Below are 25217 nucleotides of genomic sequence, written 5' to 3' on the forward strand. Positions count from 1 at the left end.
ACTCTGGCTCTGACTCTGACTCTGGCTCTGGCTCTGGTTCTGGTTCTGGTTCTGGTTCTGGTTCTGGTTCTGGTTCTGGTTCTGGTTCTGGCTCTGGCTCTGGTTCTGGTTCTGGTTCTGGTTCTTTCACAATGTCATCAGGAACAAGCGAAGATTCCAGCTTCCCGGATTCTTCCACCACCGGCTCAGGGTCAATTCTTTCCGGCAACACAGGATCAGCAGCAGGCGGCTCATCCTCCACCGGATTCAGACCCGCATCTCCGCCCGCCTCAAGCTCAGGGCCGATCGTAATACTTTTACGTATGCGCTCTGGCGCTACAACCAACTCAGACTGCCCCTGTACCGTTTCATCATAGCGCTGAGAAACCAGCCACCAGGACACCCCAAGCAAAATAACAGCCAAAGCAGGCCAGCGCAGACTTTCTAATGAGGGCAAGTTAAAACGTGAGGGCGAATGAGACGAAGCCACCATATCCAACCAGATCCCAGGCGTCACACGCTTCAGGCGGCCAAAACTGCCATGGCTCAACGCGTGAATCTGCTTCAACCGGTATGGCGACAAGAGCTCATCCATTGGGCCACCAGCTCTTTGAACCCTGGGCTCCAAGTATGCGGCCAAATCATCCTTGCCCAACGGGGGAAGCGCAATATGATGAAGGTGGCCGGAAGTCTGATCATAAGAAAATGCCCGGCTAAAACCATCAGTGCCCGCAAAAACAGGCACTGCCGCAACCGAGCGATCGGAAGCCAAAAATGCAGACAAAAGAAGGTTCAGAACATCTGGCGCAACGCGGTCAGCATCGTCAATCAAAAGTACCTGGCGCTGACCACGCTGAACACGGCTTTCAGAACCTTTGAAGTAACGAAAAACAGCATCTCGGGGATCAAGATCATCTGAGACACCTGAACGGGAAAAAGCCCGAAGATCCCGGGCCAGGGCCGCAGCACTGGTAAGAGCCGATGATGGTATTCGGTGGAACTCCAGCCTCGCCGACTCACTGCGAACCAGCTCAGCCAAAACCCGTGTTTTTCCTGCGCCCGGCGCTCCTGTGAGGACGAGCGCCATATCGCCAAATCCGCAGAGATGCCGCAGCGATTCCAATGCATGTTGGCGCATCGCTCCCGGGAAAAAGGGCACATCCATTTCTAATGGGTTTTCCCGCAAACCGTAACGCTGCTGCAGACGGGGAAACAAGCCCCCGCCTTCAAGACTGTTTAATATGTCCTGAACCACACGTCATCCCTGTATCTGTCGCTTAAACAATACCGACGGGTTAACTGATAAACGCCTGCAAGGTTGCGCGAATATTCTCTGGCTTAGCACTCGCAGTAACCCACGCATCACCCAACTCACGCAGCAACACCAAACGAAGCTGGCCATCCACGTTCTTTTTATCAACAGCCATCAAACTCATAAAATCCGCCTCAGACATCCCTGCCGGGGCTTTCTCCGGCAAGCCTGCACGCCGGATCAGCTCGTCTGCACGAGCCTTGTCGGCCGGACTGATAAGCTCTTCGCGCACAGAGAGGTCTGCAGCCATCATCATCCCAGTACCAACGGCCTCACCATGCAGCCAGTGACCATAGCCCGCAAACGTTTCTATGGCGTGACCAAAGGTGTGACCAAGATTCAGAATTGCCCGGATACCGCCCTCTTTCTCGTCCAGCGAAACCACCTCGGCCTTACACAGGCACGACCGGTAAATCGCCTCGCCCAGAGCTACGGTATCCAGTCCGCGAAGAGAATCAATATGCCGTTCTAACCAGCCAAGCATCGACTTATCACGAATCAAGCCGTACTTAATCACCTCAGCCAACCCTGCAGTTACCTCACGAGGCGGAAGTGTCATCAACGTGTCAGTATCAATAAGAACAGCTTGTGGCTGGTGAAACGCCCCAACCATGTTCTTACCCAACGGATGATTAATACCGGTCTTGCCGCCAACGGAAGAGTCTACCTGCGACAACAGCGTTGTGGGCATCTGGACAAATGGCACACCGCGCTGATAACAGGCTGCAGCAAAGCCAGCCATATCACCCACAACACCACCACCCAACGCTGCTATCGTGGTGTGTCGCGTATGACGATTCTCCAGAAGTCCGTCAAAGATCAGATTCAGCGTTTGCCAGTTTTTGTACTCTTCACCGTCTGGCAGTGCAACCACGTCAACGGCCTTACCCGGAAAGCACCCTTTCGCCTTTTCCAGGTATAGCGGCGCAACTGTCTCGTTGGTCACAATCATCACCTGACCACCACTGACCCATGGTGTCAGGTCATACTCTCCCAGCAGCCCCGTACCAATAATGATGGGATAGCTACGCTCACCCAAGTCAACTTTCAGTTCTTTGAGTACCTTGTACATGCTGACGACCTTCCTTACGCCGTTGCCTTCTATGCCGAGGGGTTTTGGGGCTTATTCTGTTGACCAGCTGCCTGACCACAAGCCGTGGGCTTTTACGGTCAGTATACATAATGATATCTGCCAGTCTGGTATACAGAGGGTCCCTTACCGCAAATAACCTTCTGAGAACCCCCTCCGGATCATCGTTTTGAAGCAGAGGGCGATTACGATCTTTTCTTGTACGCTCAACTTGCTGTTCTACAGATGTTTTCAGGTAAACAACGACCGCATTCCTGCGCAATAAAGGGTGGTTTTCCGGGCGCATTACCGCTCCGCCACCCGTCGCCAATACCACCCCGGTCTCAGTGGTCATTTCATCAAGCATGGCAGTTTCTCGCTGCCGGAAGCCATCTTCACCTTCTACATCAAAAATCCACGGAATATTTGCCCCGCAACGCTCTTCAATAACACGATCAGAATCCAAAAAACGATAACCGAGCTCTTTGGCAAGCATACGGCCGATAGTGCTTTTTCCGGCCCCCATGGGCCCAACCAGAACAACACGTTTGGGCAAAGACATAATTTCCGCTCAACAAATTTTCAGGCGGATGAGAATAGCACAGGGCGGACCAATCCATAAGCTCGCCATGCTCTGGGCAAAAAAAAGCCGCCGTGGTTAGCGGCGGCTTTTAGTCCCAGACCCTTTTACTGGATCAGGTCACTCTTGATGATCTTAGGCGTGATAAAGATCAGCAACTCACTGCGCTCATCGACATGCTCTGTGCGCTTGAACAAACGGCCAAGGTAAGGAATGTCACCCAGGAACGGTGTTTTGGTGGTTTGAGTCGTCACTTCAGACTGGAAGATTCCGCCCAATACGACCGTTTCACCATTCGCCACCAGAACCTGCGTAGTGACCTCGTTCGTGTTGATTGACGGAATACCCGCTGTTACTTCGCCGCGGGAGTCCTGGCTAACCACCAGATCCATGATAATTTTATCATCAGGTGTTATTTGTGGAGTGACTTCCAGAGACAGCACTGCCTCTTTGAACTCAACGTTAGTTGCACCACTGGAAGTGGCTTCCTGATAAGGAATCTCCTCACCTGACTTAATAGACGCGCTCTGGCGGTCCGCTGTTATCACACGAGGCTGCGAAACAACTTCAGCCTGACCATCGCTCTCAAGTGCAGACAGCTCAAGGTCAATCAGGAAATCATCGCTCCCCCAGCCAATAGCGAAAGATGAGGACCCTTCGTCCGTCACACCCAGGTCAACACCCAGCGCGCCCGGGAATGAGATGGTGTTGCTACCACCGCTGGCAGCACTGCGAGCTTCGCTTAGCGTACCAAGGGAACCACCCACTGTCACAACGTCGTTGCCGCTGACATCGTAAGCTGCACCACCCCAGCGAACACCCAGATTTTCCGCTACGTTAGTCTGAGCACGAACAATACGGGCTTCGATAGAGACTTGACGCACCGGCACATCCCAGGTGCTGACCAAGCGGCGGATTTCTTCCAGCTTATCGGCACTTTCACGAACCGTGATGGTATTTGTTCGCTTATCTGAAGACACGAAGCCGCGGGAAGAAATCAACTCAGCATCAGCCTGAATCAGGCTGACAATTTCATCAGCTTTAGCGTAGTTCACTTGAATGATATCCAAGCGAACCGGGGCCAGTTCAGCAATCTGCTTGTTGGTTTCAAGCTCAAGCTTCTCGCGGGCAGCAATTTCATCAGCGGGCGCAACCAGCAAAACGTTACCAATCTGACGCTTATCCAGGCCCTTGGTTTTCAGAATCAGCTCTAGCGCCTGATCCCAGGGCACGTTCTGTAAGCGCAGAGTGATGCTTCCGCCAACGGTGTCACTGGCCACAAGGTTAAGACCCGTAAAATCCGCAATCAGCTGAAGCACTGAACGTACTTCGATGTCCTGGAAGTTAAGGGACAGTTTTTCACCGGTGTACGGGAATTTTTCTTCCCGACGAGTTTCCGCCTCTTCCTGAGAAATCTCTTCAACACTTACCGTAAACTCACGACCAGACTGATACGCAATGTAGTCATATTCGCCCTCAGGACGAATTTCAACAACGGCACTACCATCTTCTACGAAGGTATCAATACGGGTTACCGGTGTCGCAAAATCAGTTACATCCAAACGACGGCGAAGGTCCGCTGGCACGTCCAGATCAGGCATAGTCAGCCGGATACGACCACCAAGCTCCGTCAGGTTAACCGCCGACGAACTGTTACCCAGATCAACAATCACCCTACCCTCGCCCGATTTTCCCCTACGAAAATCTACGCCGGCCAGAGCATTTGTGGCCGCTGGTGCAGAGGCCGAGGTTTGTGGTGCTGAAGCGGTCATGGATGACGATGCAGCGGCACCACCGATGGTCATCACCAGAGAGTTGTTCTCCCGCACCGTCTCATGGGGAACCAGCTCCACCAAGTTAAAAATCAGACGAGTCCGATCCTTGGTTTCAACGATCGTCACGCTCTGAGCATTACCTGATCCTAGCGGAATACTCCGTTGATTGATCGCACTGTTGGCACCCTTCAGATCAACGGTGATCCGTGCCGGGCGCTCAATGGTATAACCAGTCGGTTCTGGTGGAGTTCCATCGAACTCCATCGTTACTTCCAAGCGTTCACCCGGCAGCGACGAAAACGATACGTCTTGCAGTGTGACCGCACTGGCCAGGCTGCTCCATAACCCGACGGCAACTACGCCTACGCAGACATTGAGTTTTTTGAACATCGCTAGCCTCGACCCTAAAACTGTTTGTTCATGCATGTTTCTTGTATTCATCCTTCTGCCGCTCCTCAGCCTTCATCCAAAGACAGGGAGCGCGGGCGTTCAACCCATCCACCCCGACCATTCGGAACGATTTCAATCAACTCAATCCGAGTTTCACTGACACCTACAATGCGGCCGTAGTTCTGCCCTATGTAATTCCCGGTTTGTACCCTGTGGATACCCGCTGTGTCGTCTCGAACCAATGCGTAAAGGCTTCCGTCCGCACCTTCCAAAGTTCCAACCATGGCCAGAGCTTTAAGATCAAAGTTCTCCAGCACCTCTCTCGGGCGATCAAGGTCAGGCTCAACATCGGTTATCGGCTCTTCGTCCACCATCGTCAGCTGGACATCGACTGGCGGCTCAAACGGCGCCCTGCGGTCAGCTGCGGAATAACTGAATGCCTCGTAGGCCTTGAATTCTGGCAAGGGCTCAACGTGCCCCCGGGGCTTGGCCCGGGTATCCGCCATAAACTTGTCCAGGTCCGCAAAACCGTTCCCCTGGGAACAGGCTGTCAGCAAAGACGCCAGACACACACCCAGCCAGGCTTTTCCTGCATGCTTCTTTGCCATGCTTACTCTCCAGCCCGGTAGCGATAGGTACGAGCCACAACTTGCATATCAAGCTGATCACCATCCCCATCGATTGGTTTAATAGTCAGGTCGTGCAGCGTAACAATTCGTGGAAGACTTGCCACACTGCTCACAAAGGAAGCCAACTCATGGTAAGTACCTGAAACCCGGACATTGATCGGCAGCTCAGAGTAGAAATCCCTGCGTTGCTCCGGTTGCAGTTTAACTTCCTGCAAACTAAGCCCATTACCGAGCGCCGTATTGGTAATATCCTCCAGCAAACCTGGAACTTCAGTTTCACTGGGTAGCTGGCGAACCAGCGCACCAAAGGTTTCTTCCATTTCGACCATCTGAGCTTTAAAGACCTCAAGATTGGCAACTTGATAGGCTTTTTGCTCGTATTTCTGTTTCAGCTCCTGTTCTTCCTGGGCCACACGATCCAACTGGGTATACTGATCTTTGATAAAGAACCAGTAACCACCGCCGAGAATCAGGCCAAACACAACAAGAACCACAATGGCTTTTACAGGAGCCGGCCAGATACCTGCGTTATTGATATCGAGATCATTGATATCGAATTCGTTAAGACTTTTCATTGAGTCCGCGAGGCTCATTCTTCATCCTCCCCTTCGGGCTCTGACGTTTTCTGCTGAACGGAGAGATTAAACTCACTGTACCCAGAGCGCAGGTCATCTGCCGCTGACACATTGGTGAGATTCGGATTAGTGAACCACTCCGACTCGTCGAAATGACGCATCAGATTAGAAATCCGACTGTTAGACTCCGCCATACCCACAATATCTATACGCTCCCCGGTTCTCTTGAGGTCCACATAGAAGAGGCCATCCGGCAGTGTTCGAACCAGCTCGTCAAAAACCCGCACGATTACCGGGCGTTTGCCCTGAAGATCCTGAATCACCTGCATGCGTGCCAGCAACTCGTCCCGCTGACGCTTAAGGTTTTCAATTTCTGTGATCTGTTTATCCAGCTGTTTCGTCGCAGTCTCAATATAAGCGTTGCGAGACTGCTGATACGCTATCCGGCTATCTGTGTCTGATTTCCACAAGAACACCAAGCCTGCAGCGATAATGACCGCACCCAGCATCATTACAACAAACTGCTTCTGCTTTTCTGCTCGCAGTTCTTCGCGCCAGGGTCTGAGGTTAATTTTTGCCATCAGTCGAAACTCCTCATTGCCAGACCACAGGCAATCATCAACGATGGAGCATCATTGCTCAACGAGGATGCATTCACCCGTGAACCAACCGCCATATTGGCGAACGGGTTGGCCACCAACGTTGGCGCTCCAGTTTTCTCTTCGACCATTTCGGTAAGGCCCGGAATAGAAGCTGTACCGCCAGCAAGAACCACGTAGTCCACCGCGTTGTACTGGCTGGCACCAAAGAAGAACTGAAGTGCACGCGCCACCTGCTGAACAACGGCTTCCCGGAACGGGGTCAACACCTCGGTCTCGTAGTCATCCGGCAGGCCGCCCTGCTTCTTGGCAAGACCGGCTTCTTCAAAAGACAACCCGTAACGACGCTGAATTTCTTCAGTCAACTGTTTACCACCAAAAATCTGCTCGCGGGTATAAACGGTTTTAGCTTCCGCCAGAACACTCAGAGTGGTCATCGTTGCGCCGATATCCACAACCGCAACCACCAGCTCTTCACCCTGAGAATCGAGTTGAGGTTCGATCAGCTCATATGCCCGTTCCAGAGCATAGGCCTCAACATCCACAACTTTCGCATTCAGCCCGGCAATTTCCAGAGCGTCTTCCCGAACGTCAACGTTCTCTTTGCGGCAAGCAGCCAGAAGCACATCGACCTGGTCCGGGTTGCTCTCGGAAGGCCCCTGTACCTCAAAATCGATAGCTACTTCATCGAGGGGATAAGGAATGTATTGATCCGCTTCCAGTGCGATCTGGTCTTCCATCTCAAATTCATTGAGACCGGAATCCATCTGGATCACTTTGGTAATGACCGCCGAACCGGAGACTGCAACAGCCACCTGTTTGACACTAGTGCGGGATTTAGACGCAACACGCTTGAGCACTTCGCCAACCGTTTCTACGTCTGTGATATTTTTCTCGACAACTGCGTTGGCCGGAAGAGGCTCAACAGCGTAGCTTTCGACCCTGTAACGGTCGCCCTGCTTCGACAGCTCGAGTAGTTTCACCGAACTGGAGCTAATATCAACTCCCAGTACGGAACTGGATTTTTTTCCTAACAATCCGAACACGCGCTCACCCTATACCTGGTTGAATACACCCGGCGTTGCAGCCCCCGGACAATAACCCTTTCAGGCAATGACCCCGGAAACGCTCTCTTAGTTTTGTGCAGTTTACCTGCTTATATTATCTATTTTATATGTAAGAGAATTTCTGATTCATTCCGTCTACAATGCATTCTCCTGAATCCTCGGGAGACATTGCAGGCAGGAAGGCCGCCAAACCTTCCTAAAGCAATTTCTCAAATAATAGACCTATATCTAACAGATGTCAGAAAAAAATGTCTCATTTGCTGCGTACATCTCGCGTTTTTGCCTGGTTCATTCTTACTGGCCTGAGTGTCGCCATTATTATTTCCGCAAGCCTGTACCTTTATTTACGGCCAAGCTTACCTCCCGTAGATCAACTGCTCGACGTCAAACTGCAAACGCCTTTGCGTGTGTACAGTAATGACAACAGATTAATAGCAGAATTCGGCGAAAAGAGAAGGACCCCGATCACAATCGAACAGATCCCTACACTTCAGTTACAAGCCTTTCTGGCGGCTGAAGACTCCAGATTTCACGAGCACTTCGGGGTAGACATCAAAGGCCTGACGCGGGCTGCCATAGAACTCATCTCCACCGGCTCCATTCAGTCCGGAGGCAGCACCATCACAATGCAGGTTGCAAAAAATTACTTTTTGTCACGCGACAGGACCTTCATTCGTAAATTCAGCGAGATACTTCTGGCCATCCAGATTGAGCGCGAGCTCAGCAAAGACAAGATTCTTGAACTGTATTTAAACAAGATTTATTTAGGCAACCGCGCATACGGCATAGCGGCAGCCGCACAGGTTTATTACGACAAGCCAGTAAACGAACTGTCGCTCGCCCAGATGGCTATGCTTGCAGGGCTCCCGAAAGCGCCATCAGCCTATAACCCGCTCGCAGATCCTGAGCGTGCTCTGGTTCGCCGAAACTGGATTCTCGGGCGAATGAAAGACCTTGGATACATCAGCGAAGATGCCCTCGCCCTGGCTGCGAGCGCGCCGATCACTGCAAGCTATAACGCTCGCGAAACCGACATCGATGCTGACTACGTTGCTGAAATGGCGCGCGCCGAAATGGTCCGGCGATTCGGTGACACCGCCTACACCGACGGCTACAGCGTCAAATTGACCGTCAACGGCCTGAAACAGCAAACAGCGACCAACGCACTAAGAACCGGCCTCGAAAACTACGACCGCCGACACGGCTACCGGGGCGCAATTGCACAAATAGACATCAGCAACCAAACCCCCGAAGACCTGACAGAGCAACTTGCAAACTACCCCCGGGTTGAAGACCTCACCCCGGCCATCGTAACCTCCGTTGACGACCAAAATGGCGAAGTGAAGGTTCACACCAGAACCCTGGGCTCTGCCACCATGGCATTCGAAACCATGAAGTGGGCCCGCCGCTATCGCACAGAAAGCCTGACAGGGCCCGAGCCGAAGAAGCCTTCCGATGTTGTCACGACTGGCGACGTCATCTATGTGAAAACTCTGGAACCATCAGAATCTCCGGAGAGTCCGGCTGCCACCGAAGGCGAAACCCTCGCGCCCCAAACCAGCATCGCCCGGAATGTTGCTCTGTCTCAAATCCCGAAAGTAGAAGGCGCCCTTATCTCGCTAAATGCAAAAACCGGTGCAATAGAAGCATTAGCGGGCGGCTATAGTTTCAATCAAAGCAAGTACAACAGGGCAACACAAGCTCAACGCCAACCTGGATCGACATTTAAACCTTTCCTCTACCTGGCGGCACTTGAGAATGGCAGAACACCTGCAACCATCTACAACGATGCCCCGATTGTGTTCGAAGACTCCGACCTTGAAACCGCCTGGCGCCCACAAAACTCGTCCGGCCAGTTCTACGGCCCAACCACCTTGCGCGAAGGCCTCTACCGCTCAAGAAACCTTATTTCCATCCGGTTACTTCGCGAACTCGGTATTGGCACCACACTGAATTACCTTAAGCAGCTAAAAATACCGACAAATAACATGCCGGCAAACCTTTCGCTGTCACTAGGGAGCGGCCTCTTAACCCCAATGGATCTTGCACGAGGCTTTGCCGTCATCGCCAACGGGGGCTACGACGTACAACCCTACCTGATAGAAAGCATCAGCGAATCTAACGGCACCGTCGTCTATAAAGCTCCGGAAACGATCCTTTGCGACACCAACTGCGATCAACTCGAGCAACAAGGCGAGACATCGATAACCAGCATCGAAGACATCCCGAAAACAGACGGCCTGCATCTGTCCGCATCAACAGCCTCCCAAAACCCCAGAGTCATGCGCAGGCTGGCAGACTCCCGATCGGTCTACATGATGCACTCCATCATGCAAGACGTTATCCGTCGAGGCACCGGGCGCCGGGCCGCAGTGCTTGGAAGGAGCGATCTGGCAGGCAAAACCGGAACCACTAACGAACAGAAAGACACCTGGTTCGCCGGCTACAATCACAGCATGGCAACCACCGTCTGGGTTGGTTTTGATCAACCCGCACCACTTGGCCGCGGCGAATATGGATCCAGCACGGCGCTTCCCATCTGGATTGACTATGTCAAAGTTGCCCTCGCTGACGCCCCATCATCCACCATGCCCCGGCCCAACGGCCTGGTGAGCATTCGCATCAACACGAAAACCGGGGGCCGCGCACGTCCAGGTGAAGACGGCATTTTTGAGCTGTTCAAGGAAGAGGAAGCGCCCGACCCACTATCCCTGGACGACAACGGCGAGCACATAAACGGCAACCAGTCAGAAAGCTTTTCCCGGCAAATTTTCTGACCCGGGCCCATTAGCCAGCCATAAAAAAACCGGCGGAGATTCCGCCGGTTTTTTTGAAGCCAAGCTACATCAAAATCAGATGATGTCGCTCATAGACTTCAGTGGGTAGTGCGCAGGATACGGCAAGCGAGCCACACCAGAATCCACAGCAGCACGAGCCACAGCAGCAGGTACAACTTCCAGCAAGCGAACATCCATTGGCTTCGGAATAATGTAATCCTTACCAAACTCCAGACTATCCACACCGTAGGCTGCACAGATATCCTGAGGAACAGGCTCTTTAGCCAGATCACGAATGGCGTTAACTGCAGCCACCTTCATTTCCTCATTGATAGCGGTTGCACGAACGTCCAGCGCACCACGGAAAATGAATGGGAAGCCCAGAACGTTGTTCACCTGGTTCGGATAGTCAGAACGACCCGTTGCCATAATCAGATCATCGCGGGTAGCCATAGCCAGCGCGTGATTGATTTCGGGATCCGGGTTCGAGCAAGCAAACACGATCGGGTTTGGAGCCATCTTCTTCAGCTGGTCAGCAGACAGCAGATCAGGACCGGACAGCCCCAGGAACACATCGGCTCCGTCAATGGCATCATCCAGAGTGCGCTTGTCCGTCTCGTTTGCAAACATCGCTTTGTACTGATTCAGATCATCGCGACCAGAGTGGATCACACCCTTGCGATCAACCATCAGAATGTTTTCAGAGCGAACGCCACAGCTGATCAACAGTTTTGTACAAGCAATGGCTGCTGCGCCAGCACCCAGACAAACCACTTTCGCTTCTTCAATGTTCTTGCCCTGCAACTCGAGGGCATTGAGCATGCCAGCTGCAGTGACAATAGCGGTACCATGCTGGTCATCATGGAAGACTGGCACATTACACTTGTCAATCAGCGCACGTTCAATCTCGAAACACTCGGGTGCTTTGATATCTTCCAGGTTGATACCACCGAAGGTATCCGCGATGCGCTCAACAGTTTCAATAAACGCTTGCGGGCTTTCGGAATTAACTTCGATATCGAAAACGTCAATTCCAGCAAAGCGCTTGAACAGTACGCCTTTGCCTTCCATTACCGGCTTGCTCGCCAGAGGCCCGAGGTTACCCAAACCCAGGATAGCGGTACCGTCAGAAATAACGGCTACCAGGTTACCCTTGGCAGTATACTTATATGCGTTGTCAGGGTCCTTCGCGATCTCGCGGACCGGCTCGGCAACCCCGGGGCTATACGCCAGGGAAAGATCGCGAGCTGTTTCAGTAGGCTTCGTGATTTCAACACTCAGCTTACCTGGCCGCGGTTTGGCGTGATATTCAAGGGCTGCTTCTTTCAGATCTTGAGACATTGCCACTGTTCCGTTTGTCACGTTTAAAGGTAAAAGCCGTCCGACCACAGGCCGGCGGAGCGCGCCATTATGGCGCGATCATCCGAAAACGACAAGCTAATGCAGAATATTTAACAACCAGTCAATAGTGCATTTCGCCTATGCCCCATGAGTTCTGCCATATTTCAGACACAAAAAAAGCGCCCGAAGGCGCTTTTTTTCATCCCGGCAGGGATCAGTCTTTCTTAGCACCAATACGACCGCCGAAACGCTTGTTGAACTTATCAATACGACCACCGGTGTCCATAACCTTCTGCTTACCAGTATAGAACGGGTGACACTGGGAGCATACGTCCAGCTGTATATCATGACATACGGTAGAGCGGGTTTTGATCACATTACCGCAAGAACAGGTAGCAGTGATTTCTTCGTACTTAGGATGAATACCTTCTTTCATGGCGAACCTCTTTCGGGCATGCCGCTACCTGATCATCACCGGATAAACCGCCTTTTATGTCAGGCACCGCAATTTTGAATCAATTGAAAGACCGCGCACAACAACGCCCGGCCAGAAACAGATCGCGAATCTTACTGGCAAACCCGGCCGCAGGCAAGTATCTTCCGCACTGTCGAATACATCAAAACCATCAGCCCGCGCCACAACACATTGTTTCAGGATACGCAGATACCGTGACACAGCCCCAAACCGCACGCATCGCTCTAAATCGCCCCCTGCGCCGGTTGTTCGACTACCTTGTCCCTGGGCACCTGGAACTGACCCCCGGCCAGCGAGTAAAAGTACCCTTTGGCCGCCAGACTCTGACCGGACTCGTTGTTAAAACAAACACCCAGCCGCCTGAAGGCATCACCTTAAAGCCCATATCAGAAACTCTGGAATCCTGGCCCGCATTACCAGACAACACCTTTCAGCTACTGACCTGGGCCAGCACTTATTATCAACACCCTCTGGGAGAGTGCCTGTTCACAGCACTGCCCCCTGCGCTTCGCCGCGGCCGGGCCGCAGAACTCAAAAAAGACGAACACTGGTACGCCAACGCCACCGATGCAGCTTTGCCCGCTAACGCTCATCGACAAGCAGCACTGTTCAATATAGTGAGAACCACCCCGGGCATCACCAGCAGTGCACTCGTTCACGCAGGATACAGTCGCGCGCAAATCCGGGCGCTTGAACAAAAAGAACTGATTGCCCAGCGCATACCCGAAAACAGCAAACTTGCAGCCCCCGAAGCGGCATTTCCCGCCCCAGAGCTTTCTGAAGCCCAAACGCAAGCCGCAAAGCAACTGCCATCAGACACAAAAACGTTCTCTGCCAGCTTATTATTTGGCATAACCGGTAGCGGAAAAACCGAAATTTACCTCCACTACCTGAAAACCCGCCTGCAACCAGACGAACAAGCACTGGTACTCGTGCCGGAAATCAACCTCACCCCACAAACTCTGGCCCGTTTCCGCCGTTATTTTGGCAATCGCATTCAAGTGTGGCACTCAGCGCTTAACGATAGCGAACGCCTGAGCACCTGGCTGAAAATTCGTAACGGCGAACCCATTATTCTTATCGGCACCCGCTCCGCCGCCCTGCTGCCTTTTATTCATCTGCGCACCATCATCGTGGATGAAGAACACGACAGCTCTTATAAACAGGGCGAAGGCTTTCGCTACTCAGGCCGGGACGTGGCCGTCTATCGCGCACACCTGAACCAGTGCCCGGTCATTCTTGGCTCGGCAACACCTTCTTTGGAATCCTGGCATAACGCAAACCTCGGCAAATACAACCTGGTCCGGCTGGAAGAGAGGGCGGGCAATGCAAAACCTCCCGAGCTAACCCTGCTGGACATTCGCAGCCGTCCGCTCGAGGCCGGGCTGTCACGCCCAGCTTTAACTGCCATAAAAGAAACACTGAAACGGGGCCAGCAAGCGCTGGTGTTTGTAAACCGCCGGGGATTTGCCCCCATCATGATGTGTTTCGATTGCGGCCACATGGAAGAATGCCCCCGCTGCGACACCCGTCTCACCTACCACCGACGCGACAGGGCCATGCGTTGTCACCACTGCGATTTCCAGATGGCAGCCAGCGCTACCTGCCCAAAATGCCAGAGCGAAAACTTCAAACCTGTAGGCCAGGGTACTGAGCGCACTGAAGAAACACTGGCAGAACAATTTCCAGACACGCCGATCGTGCGGGTAGACCGAGACAGTACGCAGCGCAAAGGCAGCATTCAGGCCATCCTCAAACAAGTGAACAGTGGCGAGCCTTGCATACTGGTCGGCACACAAATGCTGGCGAAAGGCCACGATTTCCCGAATGTCACATTAGTCACTGTTTTGAACGCCGATGGCGGGCTATTCAGCGTAGACTTCCGCGCCCCGGAACAAATGATTCAAACCCTGTTACAGGTCAGCGGCCGCGCAGGCAGAGGCGACAAGCCGGGCAAGGTTCTGATTCAGACCTGCCACAGCGACCACCCGCTGTTAAACGCTCTATGCCAGGGCAATTACCCAGCCATTGCAGACCAACTGCTGGCCGAAAGAGAAGCCGGACAACTTCCCCCCTTCCGGGCCATGGCCATACTGCGAGCAGAAGCCGACACCATGCAAAACAGCTTGCAACTGCTCGATACATTAAAGCCCATGGCTAACGTCCCGGGCATTGAAACATGGGGCCCTTTACCCGCTGTCATCGCCCGTAAAGCCGACCGGCACCGCGCCCAACTTATATTTGTCAGCGACAACCGGAAACAGCTGAACAGGCTACTTGCCTGTCTTTGCCAGCACCTTGATCAGACCAGGCTCCCGAGCAACACAAAATGGATGGTCGATGTAGACCCTCAGGAAACCGGCTAGCCACTCAAAAGTGTGAACTAGCGCAAACCGTGCAAACGGTTACAATGTTTTTCACAAATCTGGAAACGCAAGCATTCCATTCCGGTTGACTGTGCTATGATTTTCAGCAATCTAAATCACAATGCTGAACAAAAAACTAAGGTTGCGGTTCTCGTGCTGAGGATGCGTAGCAAAAAGGCTTTTGCTGTAACGAACACTGGAGAGATAAAAGATGTCAGGGAAATTTCTTGCACGTGCGTCAGCGTTGTCGCTGGCGATGCTTTTGGTCGCTTGCGGAGGGGATGAAAGCTCATCTCCTTTGGCCGGCACTGACGATCAACAGTCAGGCTCAGGCGACACAAACACTGGCGGTAGTACTGGAGGAGGCATCGACACAGATGGTGACGGCGAAATTGACACCACAATCGGCTCACTGAAAATCAGTGCATCTCCGGTTCAGATAGGCACAAGCAATAACGCATCCTCTGAAATCCTTGTCTTTGTAAGGGATCAAAACAATGTTTTGGTCCAAAACGTTCCAGTTGAGTTCAGGGTTGATGCTGACGCGACCATTCAAAAAGTCCGGAGCACAACGGACGAAAGCGGAACAGCAGAAGCCATCCTGACAACACCGCAAAACCCCAAAAACAGGGCTGCCACAGTCACTGCAGAAGCCGGCGGTATTGAAAGCGCTATTACTATCAACATTACGGGGACCACATTGTCTCTGGATGGACCGACTAACATCTCCGCTGGCAATACAGCCACCTATACCGCCACATTAACGGATTCTGACGGCAACGGGATTCCGGTTGAGACAATCTCAATCGATACAAGCATTTCCAACGGTGGCACGTTATACACTGATGATCAGGGCGAAACGTCCTTTACACTTACTCCGACTGCCGCAGGGACTTACCCACTGCAGGTATCTGCGTTTTCAGGCGAAAGCAAGCTCACCTCAGCGCTTGAAATCAGTGTATCTGACAGCGACTTCACCTTCTCATCTCCTGCACCTGGTGCAGAGATAGCCATTGACACATTATCCAACTTAACCTTCGCCTGGACTGAGGATGGTTCAGGGCAAGCAGGGCAAGACATCACCTTCTCGATAACTCGCGGTTTGGTAAACGGCGGGCTCTCCCATCAGGATACGACTGATGGAAATGGTGAAATCACGACAACCATTTCATCATCTTCAGCGGGGCCCGCAACCATTGTGGCGAGGAACGAAGCGTCAAACCTTACAACATCCATGAATATTGAGTTCGTCGCGACCACCCCTGACAAACTTATCACTCAGGCCAGCCGAACTCAGCTGAAACCAGGCGAACAGAGCAGGATCACTGCGATACTCAGAGATGCCAACAACAACCTGGTAAAAGGAAAGCGAGTCCTTTTTACCATCGAGGATGATATTAGCAACGGCTTTCTCTCCTCTCCTGACGGAGTTACCGATTCGCTCGGCCGAGTATCCACAGTATTCACAGCAGGAAATAGTGGAACGGGCGTTAATGGCACTGTGATCACCGCTCTTGTGCAAGAGGACAGCACAATTAACGACAGCGCCAATCTGACAATTTCCAGTGGCGCATACCGGTTGACCATCGGCACAGGGAACACGCTCACAGAGGAAGACGATGACCATTATTTAAAAAACTGGGTAGTTTTCGTTTCTGATGCAAATGGACAGCCTGTCGAAAATGCCTCTGTTGAGCTTTCCGTATTACCGACAAAATACTTTAAAGGTACCTGGCAGCCCGGATTTTGTTCTCCGAGCGCGACAGACCCAGACTGCTGGGTGAGACAAGCGACTGCAGAATGCCCGGCTGAAGATGTAAATTACAACGGCGAAGAAGATCCCGGTGAAGACATAAACGGAAGCGGCCACCTCGAACCCTCCTACGATGCTGTTGCCGTCTCGGGCTCCGAGACATCAGCTGATGATGGTTCATATCACTTTTCCCTCAAGTACCCGCAAAGCGCTTGCGGATGGACGGAGGTCATTGTCACAGCCAAAGTAAACGTTGAAGGAACAGAGTTTAGCGAGTCAGGAACAACCTTGTTGTCCTGTAGCTCTGCCGACCTCACCAATATGGATGCAACGCCCCCTTCATTCAATGGCGGCAGTCGTTACGGCACCTCAAACAGCTGCTTCGACGACCAATAAACGCAACGAAAAAGCCCGGCCTCTGCGCCGGGCTTTTTGCTTACGCTCAAACTTTCCGCGATAATACGCCCCTCCTGATTTCAACGGGCACCCTGCCCTGACACCCATTCTTCAGAAAACCGAGTCATCTGACGCATGAAAGAGACCGTATCCGAGCTTCTCCAATCTGCTTTGGCCACCCTTCAATCCGAAGGCACCTTGCCGGCAGACCAAACCTTTACTCCTCAGGTTGGCAATACTAAGGACAAGTCCCACGGGGATTACGCCTGCAATATTGCCCTGGTTGCCTCCAAGGCAGCCGGCTGCCCGCCACGAAAACTGGCAGAGGCTCTGGTGGCAGCATTGCCAGAAAATGATGCCGTAGCAAAGGTGGACATAGCCGGGCCCGGCTTCATCAACTTTTTCATGAGTACGGCCAGTGCCTTTGGTGTGGTGAAGACCATTCTGGATGAAGCTGATCAGTTTGGCCGCAACAACAACGGCCGGGGCGAAAAGGTTCAGGTGGAGTTTGTCTCGGCTAACCCCACTGGCCCACTACACGTTGGTCATGGCCGCGGTGCCGCGATTGGTGACTGCCTGAGCCGCCTGCTTGAAGCCAACGGCTATAACGTGACTCGCGAGTTCTACTACAACGATGCAGGTGCCCAGATTAACAATCTGGCCCTGTCGGTTCAGGCCCGGGCTAAAGGTCTGACACCGGAACACGAAAGCTGGCCAGCCGATGGCTACCGTGGCGATTACATTACAGACGTTGCCAATGCCTACCTGGCCGGCGATACCGTAACCGCAGACGACCGGGCTGTTACCGCTAAGGCAGACCCGGAAGACCGGGATGCTATCCGCGATTTCGCAGTGGCTTACCTCCGCCGTGAGCAGGATCTGGACCTGAAGGCTTTTGGTGTTCAGTTCGATGTTTATTTTCTGGAGTCATCCCTATACGACGATGGCAAGGTAGAGGCTACGGTTGAACGTTTGAAGGCCAACGGTTACACCTACGAACAAGACGGCGCCATGTGGCTGAAAACCACTGAGTTCGGCGATGACAAAGACCGCGTAATGCGTAAGAAAGACGGTGGCTACACCTACTTCCTGCCCGACGTCGCTTACCACCTGGACAAATGGCAACGCGGCTTTACCACCGTAATCAACGAACAGGGCGCCGACCACCACTCTACGGTGACCCGTGTACGCGCAGGCTTGCAGGCACTGAAAGCTGGCGTCCCCCAAGGCTGGCCTGACTATGTTCTGCACCAGATGGTCATGGTGACCCGCTCCGGCCAGGAAGTGAAAATTTCAAAGCGTGCTGGCAGCTACGTTACCCTGCGGGATCTGATCGACGAAGTAGGCCGTGATGCCACCCGCTTTTTCCTGGCGGCTCGCCGTGTTGACTCCCAGCTGACCTTTGATATCGATCTGGCTCGCTCCCAGACCAATGAAAACCCGGTTTATTACATCCAATACGCCCATGCCCGGATCTGCAGCGTACTGCGAAAACTGGCAGCAGAAGGCGTCGAACGCGGGTTGAATGAGTGCGTAGGTGACCTGAGCCTGCTGACGCTGGACGAAGAAAAGGAACTAGCGAACCAGTTAGCAAAATACCCTGAGCTGATAGCCAATTCTGCTGCACAGCGGGAGCCACACCACCTCACCCACTACCTGCGTGAGCTGGCCGGGCAGTTCCATACTTACTACAACGCCCACAAAGTCCTGATTGAAGATACCGCCCTTCGCGATGCCAGAGTAAGCCTGTATCTGGCGGTCCGTCAGGTCATTGAGAATGGCCTTAGCCTGCTGGGCGTCAGCGCGCCAGAGGAGATGTAAGTAACCCATGGCCAGAGATTACGCCAAGAAAAACCGCCCTGCCGGCAAAGGGGCGGCTGCACCCAGAAAGAAGGCAGCCAAGCCCGGCAACAAGGCAAATACAAAGTCCAAACCAGCACCGAAGCGGAGTTCACCTTCACATTCACAGCATGGTGGACTTTCTTTGAAATGGATTTTGTCTCTGGCTGCCGTGGGCGGTTTCATTGGTTTTATCGTTTACCTGAACACGCTGCCAACAGAGCAGGGATCTCGTCAACCGGGCGCGACCCAGACACAGCAGGCTAAGCCGAAAGTTTCTCCAGAGCCACAGCCTGCGCCAACGGCAAAAAGGGAGCGGGACTTCCGCTTTTACGACATGCTGCCCGAATCCGAAGTTGTACCGCCAAAAGTCGACGAGTACACCCCCGGGCCAGCCAAACAGGCCTTTGATTACGTGGTTCAGTCTGGCTCATTCCGAAACAAACAAGATGCCGAACGCCAACGCGCCCAGATTGCGTTTCAGGGTTTACGCGCTCATGTTCAGCACATTGTTCAGGACAACGGTAGCGAATGGTACCGGGTCAACGTGGGGCCATTTACCTCAAGAAGCCAGATGAATGCGGCTGTCGACAAGCTGGTCGCTATTAATATTCAGCCATTGGTTCGAAAGATTCCCAAAAAAGGTTGAATTCAAAACAACCGCCTCCATAACGTCTTGACACCGATTTTCATCAGGCAACTGGAGCCAAAATGACTACGATAGTTTCCGTCCGTCGTGACGATGAAGTCGCCATGGGAGGTGATGGCCAAGTCTCACTGGGCAACACCGTCATGAAAGGAAATGCCCGCAAAGTACGCCGCCTGTACAACGGCCAGGTGATTGCAGGGTTCGCCGGCGGCACCGCCGATGCCTTTACTCTCTTCGAACGCTTCGAGGCCCAGCTTGAAAAGCATCAGGGCAACCTGACCCGGGCCGCCGTAGAACTGGCCAAAGACTGGCGTTCAGACCGCGCCTTGCGGAAACTGGAAGCTTTGCTGGCCGTGGCAGATAAAACCGCCTCTCTGATTATCACCGGTAACGGCGACGTGATTGAACCGGAGCACGGCCTGATTGCTATCGGCTCTGGCGGACCATTCGCCCAGGCGGCGGCATTGGCACTCTTACAAAACACCGATCTGAGCGCCCATGAGATTGCAGATAAGGCTCTGGAAATTGCTGGCGATATCTGCATCTATACCAACCAGAACCGCACTCTGGAAGTGCTGCCCATCAAAGACTGACCGGAGCGACCATGTCTGTAATGACTCCCCGTGAGATTGTTCACGAACTCAATAAGCACATCGTGGGCCAGCAAGAAGCCAAACGAGCCGTAGCCATCGCTTTGCGTAATCGCTGGCGCCGGATGCAGCTGGATAGCAGCCTGCGTGACGAAATTACACCGAAAAACATTCTCATGATCGGCCCTACCGGCGTGGGTAAAACCGAGATTGCCCGCCGCCTGGCCAAACTGGCGGATGCGCCTTTCCTGAAAGTAGAAGCCACCAAATTCACCGAGGTGGGCTACGTCGGCCGTGACGTAGAATCCATAATCCGTGATCTTGCGGATATGGCGGTTAAAATGCTCCGAGAGAAGGAGATGAAACGCCATGAAACCCAGGCCCTGGATGCTGCTGAGGACCGCATCCTGGACGCCCTGCTGCCTCCTGCGCGCGACTTCAATGACGACAGCGCTCGCAACAACGATTCTGCCAGCCGTCAGATGTTCCGCAAGAAACTGCGTGAAGGAGAACTCGACGATAAAGAGATCGATATTGATCTGCGCACCATGAGCGCCGGCGTTGAAATCATGGCCCCTCCTGGCATGGAAGAAATGACCAATCAGCTGCAAAGCATGTTCTCCAGCATGGCCTCAGATAAACGTAAAACCCGCAAAATGAAAGTGGCCGATGCCATGAAGCGGGTTAAGGAAGAAGAAGCCGCAAAACTGGTGAATGAAGAAGAGATCAAACAGAAAGCGATTATTGCAGTTGAGCAAAATGGCATTGTATTTCTGGATGAAATCGATAAGGTTGCCAAGCGCTCGGAAAATACCTCCTCTGACGTTTCCAGAGAAGGTGTTCAACGAGATCTCCTGCCATTGATTGAAGGCAGCACCGTCAGCACCAAGTACGGCGCGGTTCGAACTGACCACATTCTGTTCATTGCTTCCGGCGCGTTCCACTTGGCCAAACCCTCTGACTTAATTCCGGAGCTTCAGGGCCGCCTGCCCATTCGGGTTGAACTTCAGGCGCTGACGCCGGATGACTTTAAGCGGATTCTGACCGAGCCTGACGCATCATTGGTTCAGCAATACGAAGCTCTGATGGGTACTGAAGGCCTGAAGCTCACCTTCGCAGAAGATGCCATTGCGCGGATCGCAGAAATTGCCTGCAAGGTAAACGAGACGACTGAAAACATCGGAGCCCGACGTTTGCACACAGTACTTGAGTGACTGCTGGAAAGCTTGTCGTTTGACGCCGGCGACCAGGTGACAGATGGTTTTGAAGTCACCGCTGCCTATGTCGACGAAAAACTGGGCGAGCTTGCAGAAGACGAGGATCTAAGCCGCTACATTCTGTAATCGCTTGAGCCTCAACGCAAAAGGCCGGAAGATTTCCAAATCTTCCGGCCTTTTTGTTCTTATGGGGCAGCAATCTAATTACTGAGCCCTGGAAAACAGGTGCGTTACATTACTCAACCCGCTTGCTAACCGCCCCTTCTCAGCCTGCTTCTTGCGCCCCTTCGCCACGTATAACGGCAACATCTCACCGTAGAGGCTGGTACTGATAGTTCGCTGTTCGTCTTCCAGGCGGTCTCTTCTTAGTTTGATGCCGTACTTCGCCAGTTTTGGTTCCAGCTCATCCGCTCGATTCAGGAGATCTCTGCGGGTCATCTGGTAGGCATGCTCACACACCATTCTGCGACTTTGGAAGCTGAATACATTCGAGAAAAAGAGTTTTGCATCGTCCCGGGTGGGCTCAAACAGCAAAATATCTTTGTCTGGATAATCCTGTGCGTAATGAGCAATACCCGACTGCATTCGCGAATACACCATCGTGCGGAAGGTCTGGGACAGCATGTTCGGCATCCCCGAATGGGTCAGGTCACCCGCTTTCATGGAGCCGGCCCGCACAGCTGCACTGGCATCAATCGGTACCTGGGGGTTAATGGCGAAGACCAGGTCTGCGCCGTCTTCAAAAGCCACGGAGGCATGAAGCCCTTTCCGTAATGTTCCGTCTACATAGAAGCGGCCGTCAATCTCGACGGGCACATACAAGGCGGGGGATGAGGTGCTTGCCTGAACGGCCTTGGAAATGGGCACATGATCAAAGCCAGGTGCACCGAAACAAACGGCCTCTGTGCTCTCAACATCCGCCGCAACAATATAAAGGCTATGTTTGAGCTGGCGGAAATCGTTGGTTCGACCGAGCATGGTAAAAGCGCGGCGCAGGTATTCATGCAAGCCTTCGTTATCAAACAGCCCGGAGGGTGCGGCCTGAGCCAGGATGGTCAGAGCTTCCAGAAAACTTTGATCGTACGGATTGTTAATAAACCGGCTGATAGCCGTGCCTAACAACTTTGGCACTGCCAGCAATCGACTACCAATCTCCCGAAAGGCAGGGCGGTAAAATACGTCCGGATGAAAAGGGTGCACTTCAGCTTCGTTGCGCACAAAAATCCGGCACAACTGGGCTGTTGTCACCTGGTTTGCCAAATGCGAGGCTACGAAAGCGCCTGAGCTTACCCCCACATAAACATCAAGGTTATTAAAGTCGAGACCGTCCAGGGCTTCATCCAGAGCCCGAAGAGCACCAATCTCATATATACCACCCAAAGGTCCTCCACCCCCAAGGGCAAGTCCTATTTTTGGCGTTGGCTTGAGCTCGGTCGCTGTTGTCATCGACTATCCTTTGTAGGTTCTGCACGGAACATTTGCACGCCTAACCTACCAATGCATTTTAGAGTAAACACCCTATTAAGCTCGCATCAGGCTCAACTGGCAACCTGTTCGGCCATGGGCGATTTTACAGGGCGCAGATAGCGGCCAAACCCTGCGTTTCTAAGTGCAAGGTCGACACAGCTTTTAATCACATGAGGGGAGTCCAGTAGCAACACATCCTGCAATAACTGAACGGCCCATTCCCGGTCAATGCTGCGAATAACGGATTTCACTTTCGGCAGGCTGGCCGCGTTCATCGATAGCGAATCGTACCCCATGGCCATGAGCAATAGCGCACCACCCGGGTCACCCGCCAACTCACCACAAATGCCGACAGGCTTGCCCACCGAGTGAGTATCCTGAGCAATACGCACCAATGCCTGCAGTACCGCAGGATGGTATGAATGATACAGCGAAGCAACACGAGGGTTGTTGCGATCAACCGCCAGCAAATATTGGGTAAGGTCATTGGAGCCCACAGACACGAAGTCCACCCGGTCAGCCAATTCCCGAATCTGGTAGACTGCCGCAGGTACTTCCACCATCACGCCCACTTTTGGCATGTGGACATCGTAACCTTCTTCCCGCGCCTCGTGATAAACACGGTAGATCAGGTGCAGAGATTCCTCTACCTCAGAAATATTGCTGATCATGGGCAACATGATCTGCAGGTTGTTCAGGCCCTCACTGGCTTTAAGCATAGCCCGTACCTGAACCAGAAATATTTCCGGGTGGTCCAGTGTAACCCGGATACCGCGCCAGCCAAGGAAAGGGTTTTCTTCCTGAATCGGGAAGTAGGTCAGCGCTTTGTCACCACCGATATCCAGGGTACGCATGGTAACCGGGTTCGGCGCGAACGCCTCCAGCTGCTCCCGATAATATTCCCTCTGCTCCTGCTCAGACGGAAAACGGTCTTTAATCATGAACGGGACTTCGGTCCGGTAAAGTCCGATGCCTTCAGCCCCGTGAGAGAGAGAGCGCACTACATCGGTCATCAGGCCGGTGTTCACCAACAAAGATACCCGGTGGCCATCCAGAGTTTCACAAGGTTTGTCGCGCAGTTCTTCCAACCCGCGGAATAGCTCATCTTCTTCTTCACAAATCTCCTGATAAAACGCCCGCAGGTCGGCAGAGGGAGACGCAAAGATCTGGCCCTCAAAGCCATCAACCACCAGCTCACGGCCATCCAGTTGGTTTACGGGTATGTCTACCAGACCCATAACCGTAGGCACGCCCATGGCCCGAGCTAAAATAGCAACGTGAGAGTTGCTGGAGCCTTTGACCGACACCAAGCCTACCAACCGGCCCTTGGGCACTTCGCCAAGCATGGCAGGCGTCAGCTCATCACTGACCAGAACCGTGTGCTCAGGATATTCCAGATGCTTTTGCTCGCCTTCCTGCATGTGCGACAACAGGCGGCGCCCAAGATCCCGGATATCCACCACCCGCTCCTGCAGGTACAAATCGTCCATTCTTTCAAAATGGCGAATATACTGTTGGATTACCTGTTTGAGTGCGCCCTGAGCCCAGATGCCCTCCCGGATTTTGCTGACGACTTCCCCAGGTAGCGCACCTTCATCCAGCATGCGCAGGTACACATCAAACAGCGCCTGCTCTTCCGGACGAAGCTGCGATGCAAGACGATTGGCGACACGCTCGATGTCTTCCCTCACCGCCTGAACGGCCGCCCCGAACAGCGCCAGTTCCTGTTCAATGTTATCGGTGGGCTTCTCCGGAACCACATCGAGGTCTGCCGATGGATAAACCACAACACCGGTACCTATGGCCACTCCCGGCGCGCCCGGCACGCCGCTGAAGCAAATGTCATGGGCTTCTTCACCGGTCAACGAAAGACCGCTGATCGCCCCCGTCGCTTCGCTATGGGCGATCACACCGGACAGTTGGGCAGAAATCGTCACCAGGAAGGCCTCTTCCCCCTCATCAAAACACCGGGAACTTTCACGTTGCTGAACAACCAGAACTCCCAGCACACAGCGATGGTGAATAATGGGTACACCAAGGAACGAGCTGAAACGCTCTTCTCCGGTTTCCGGGAAATAGCGATAACGAGGATGGGAGGGGGCGTCTTCCAGATTAATGGGCTCCTCGCGGGAGCCCACAAGACCAACAAGACCTTCTGAATGAGCAAGACTGACATTGCCTACCGAGTCTTTATAGAGACCTTCGGTAGCCATCAGAATATAGCGGTTTGAAGCAGGATCCAGCAGGTAGACGGAGCAGACTTCGGTTCCCATCGCTTTCTGCACCCGCGATACAATGATATCCAGCGCCTCGTTCAGATCACGGGCACTGTTTACCTCTTGTACAATACTTCGCAAGATGCTGAGCATGGG

General features: G+C 53.1%; 18 protein-coding genes and 1 pseudogene. 7 read left to right on the forward strand and 12 right to left on the reverse strand.

Annotated elements, in window-relative coordinates:
- From ABYA77_RS10765 to ABYA77_RS10800, 8 genes are all read right to left on the reverse strand, one after another.
- Positions 1-1234: AAA family ATPase (locus ABYA77_RS10765; protein WP_372965971.1), on the reverse strand; the 1234-nt coding region annotated here is incomplete at its 3' end.
- Positions 1235-1274: 40 nt separating this feature from the next.
- Positions 1275-2363 (reverse strand): 3-dehydroquinate synthase, encoded by a 1089-nt coding sequence (gene aroB, locus ABYA77_RS10770; protein WP_372965972.1) that lies wholly within the window; start codon positions 2361-2363, stop codon positions 1275-1277.
- Positions 2332-2922, reverse strand: a complete 591-nt coding sequence (aroK, locus tag ABYA77_RS10775; protein ID WP_372965973.1) for a shikimate kinase AroK — start codon at positions 2920-2922, stop codon at positions 2332-2334. Before aroK ends, aroB begins: the two co-directional genes overlap by 32 nt.
- A gap of 125 nt (positions 2923-3047) precedes the next feature.
- Positions 3048-5156, reverse strand: a complete 2109-nt coding sequence (gene pilQ / locus ABYA77_RS10780; protein ID WP_372965974.1) for a type IV pilus secretin PilQ — start codon at positions 5154-5156, stop codon at positions 3048-3050.
- A 14-nt stretch (positions 5157-5170) separates the two neighbouring features.
- The gene (locus ABYA77_RS10785; RefSeq protein WP_372965975.1) at positions 5171-5713 is read right to left on the reverse strand and encodes a pilus assembly protein PilP; all 543 of its coding nucleotides are present in this window, start codon (positions 5711-5713) and stop codon (positions 5171-5173) included.
- 2 nt (positions 5714-5715) lie between these two features.
- Positions 5716-6327, reverse strand: coding sequence for a type 4a pilus biogenesis protein PilO (locus tag ABYA77_RS10790; protein WP_372965976.1), 612 nt, complete (start codon positions 6325-6327; stop codon positions 5716-5718).
- Positions 6324-6890, reverse strand: a complete 567-nt coding sequence (locus ABYA77_RS10795) for a PilN domain-containing protein (protein ID WP_372965977.1) — start codon at positions 6888-6890, stop codon at positions 6324-6326. The genes ABYA77_RS10790 and ABYA77_RS10795 overlap by 4 nt, the downstream gene beginning before the upstream one ends.
- Positions 6890-7954: a pilus assembly protein PilM gene (locus ABYA77_RS10800; RefSeq protein WP_372965978.1), complete on the reverse strand. Its 1065-nt coding sequence runs from the start codon at positions 7952-7954 to the stop codon at positions 6890-6892. Before ABYA77_RS10800 ends, ABYA77_RS10795 begins: the two co-directional genes overlap by 1 nt.
- A gap of 269 nt (positions 7955-8223) precedes the next feature.
- Between ABYA77_RS10800 and ABYA77_RS10805 the strand changes: the two genes are divergently transcribed.
- On the forward strand, positions 8224-10752 hold the full coding sequence (locus ABYA77_RS10805) for a penicillin-binding protein 1A (RefSeq protein ID WP_372965979.1): 2529 nt from the start codon (positions 8224-8226) through the stop codon (positions 10750-10752).
- A 75-nt stretch (positions 10753-10827) separates the two neighbouring features.
- Here the strand turns inward: ABYA77_RS10805 and ABYA77_RS10810 are convergent, their stop codons facing one another.
- Both ABYA77_RS10810 and rpmE read right to left on the reverse strand, forming a co-directional pair.
- Positions 10828-12093: a malic enzyme-like NAD(P)-binding protein gene (locus ABYA77_RS10810; RefSeq protein WP_372965980.1), complete on the reverse strand. Its 1266-nt coding sequence runs from the start codon at positions 12091-12093 to the stop codon at positions 10828-10830.
- Positions 12094-12307: 214 nt separating this feature from the next.
- Entirely contained in the window at positions 12308-12529 is a 222-nt protein-coding gene (rpmE, locus tag ABYA77_RS10815; RefSeq protein ID WP_372965981.1) for a 50S ribosomal protein L31, read from the reverse strand.
- 233 nt (positions 12530-12762) lie between these two features.
- Here rpmE and ABYA77_RS10820 point away from each other — a divergent pair, with 233 nt between their 5' ends.
- The 6 genes and pseudogenes from ABYA77_RS10820 (at position 12763) to hslU (ending at position 21504) form a co-directional block, all read left to right on the forward strand.
- Positions 12763-14934, forward strand: coding sequence for a primosomal protein N' (locus ABYA77_RS10820; protein ID WP_372965982.1), 2172 nt, complete (start codon positions 12763-12765; stop codon positions 14932-14934).
- Positions 14935-15145: 211 nt separating this feature from the next.
- A complete protein-coding gene (locus ABYA77_RS10825) occupies positions 15146-17083 on the forward strand; it encodes an Ig-like domain-containing protein (protein ID WP_372965983.1) in 1938 nt (645 codons plus the stop codon).
- 135 nt (positions 17084-17218) lie between these two features.
- Positions 17219-18904, forward strand: coding sequence for an arginine--tRNA ligase (gene argS, locus ABYA77_RS10830; protein WP_372965984.1), 1686 nt, complete (start codon positions 17219-17221; stop codon positions 18902-18904).
- Positions 18905-18911: 7 nt separating this feature from the next.
- On the forward strand, positions 18912-19571 hold the full coding sequence (locus ABYA77_RS10835) for an SPOR domain-containing protein (RefSeq protein ID WP_372965985.1): 660 nt from the start codon (positions 18912-18914) through the stop codon (positions 19569-19571).
- A gap of 62 nt (positions 19572-19633) precedes the next feature.
- Positions 19634-20164 (forward strand): ATP-dependent protease subunit HslV, encoded by a 531-nt coding sequence (gene hslV / locus ABYA77_RS10840; protein ID WP_372965986.1) that lies wholly within the window; start codon positions 19634-19636, stop codon positions 20162-20164.
- An 11-nt stretch (positions 20165-20175) separates the two neighbouring features.
- A pseudogene (gene hslU, locus ABYA77_RS10845) lies at positions 20176-21504 on the forward strand (ATP-dependent protease ATPase subunit HslU).
- A 78-nt stretch (positions 21505-21582) separates the two neighbouring features.
- Here the strand turns inward: hslU and ABYA77_RS10850 are convergent.
- Both ABYA77_RS10850 and ptsP read right to left on the reverse strand, forming a co-directional pair.
- Positions 21583-22824: a patatin-like phospholipase family protein gene (locus ABYA77_RS10850; protein ID WP_372965987.1), complete on the reverse strand. Its 1242-nt coding sequence runs from the start codon at positions 22822-22824 to the stop codon at positions 21583-21585.
- Positions 22825-22916: 92 nt separating this feature from the next.
- Entirely contained in the window at positions 22917-25214 is a 2298-nt protein-coding gene (gene ptsP / locus ABYA77_RS10855) for a phosphoenolpyruvate--protein phosphotransferase (RefSeq protein ID WP_372965988.1), read from the reverse strand.
- Positions 25215-25217 lie beyond the last annotated feature (3 nt).

The organism is Marinobacter sp. (genome assembly GCF_041595835.1).
In the GTDB taxonomy this organism is placed as follows: domain Bacteria; phylum Pseudomonadota; class Gammaproteobacteria; order Pseudomonadales; family Oleiphilaceae; genus Marinobacter.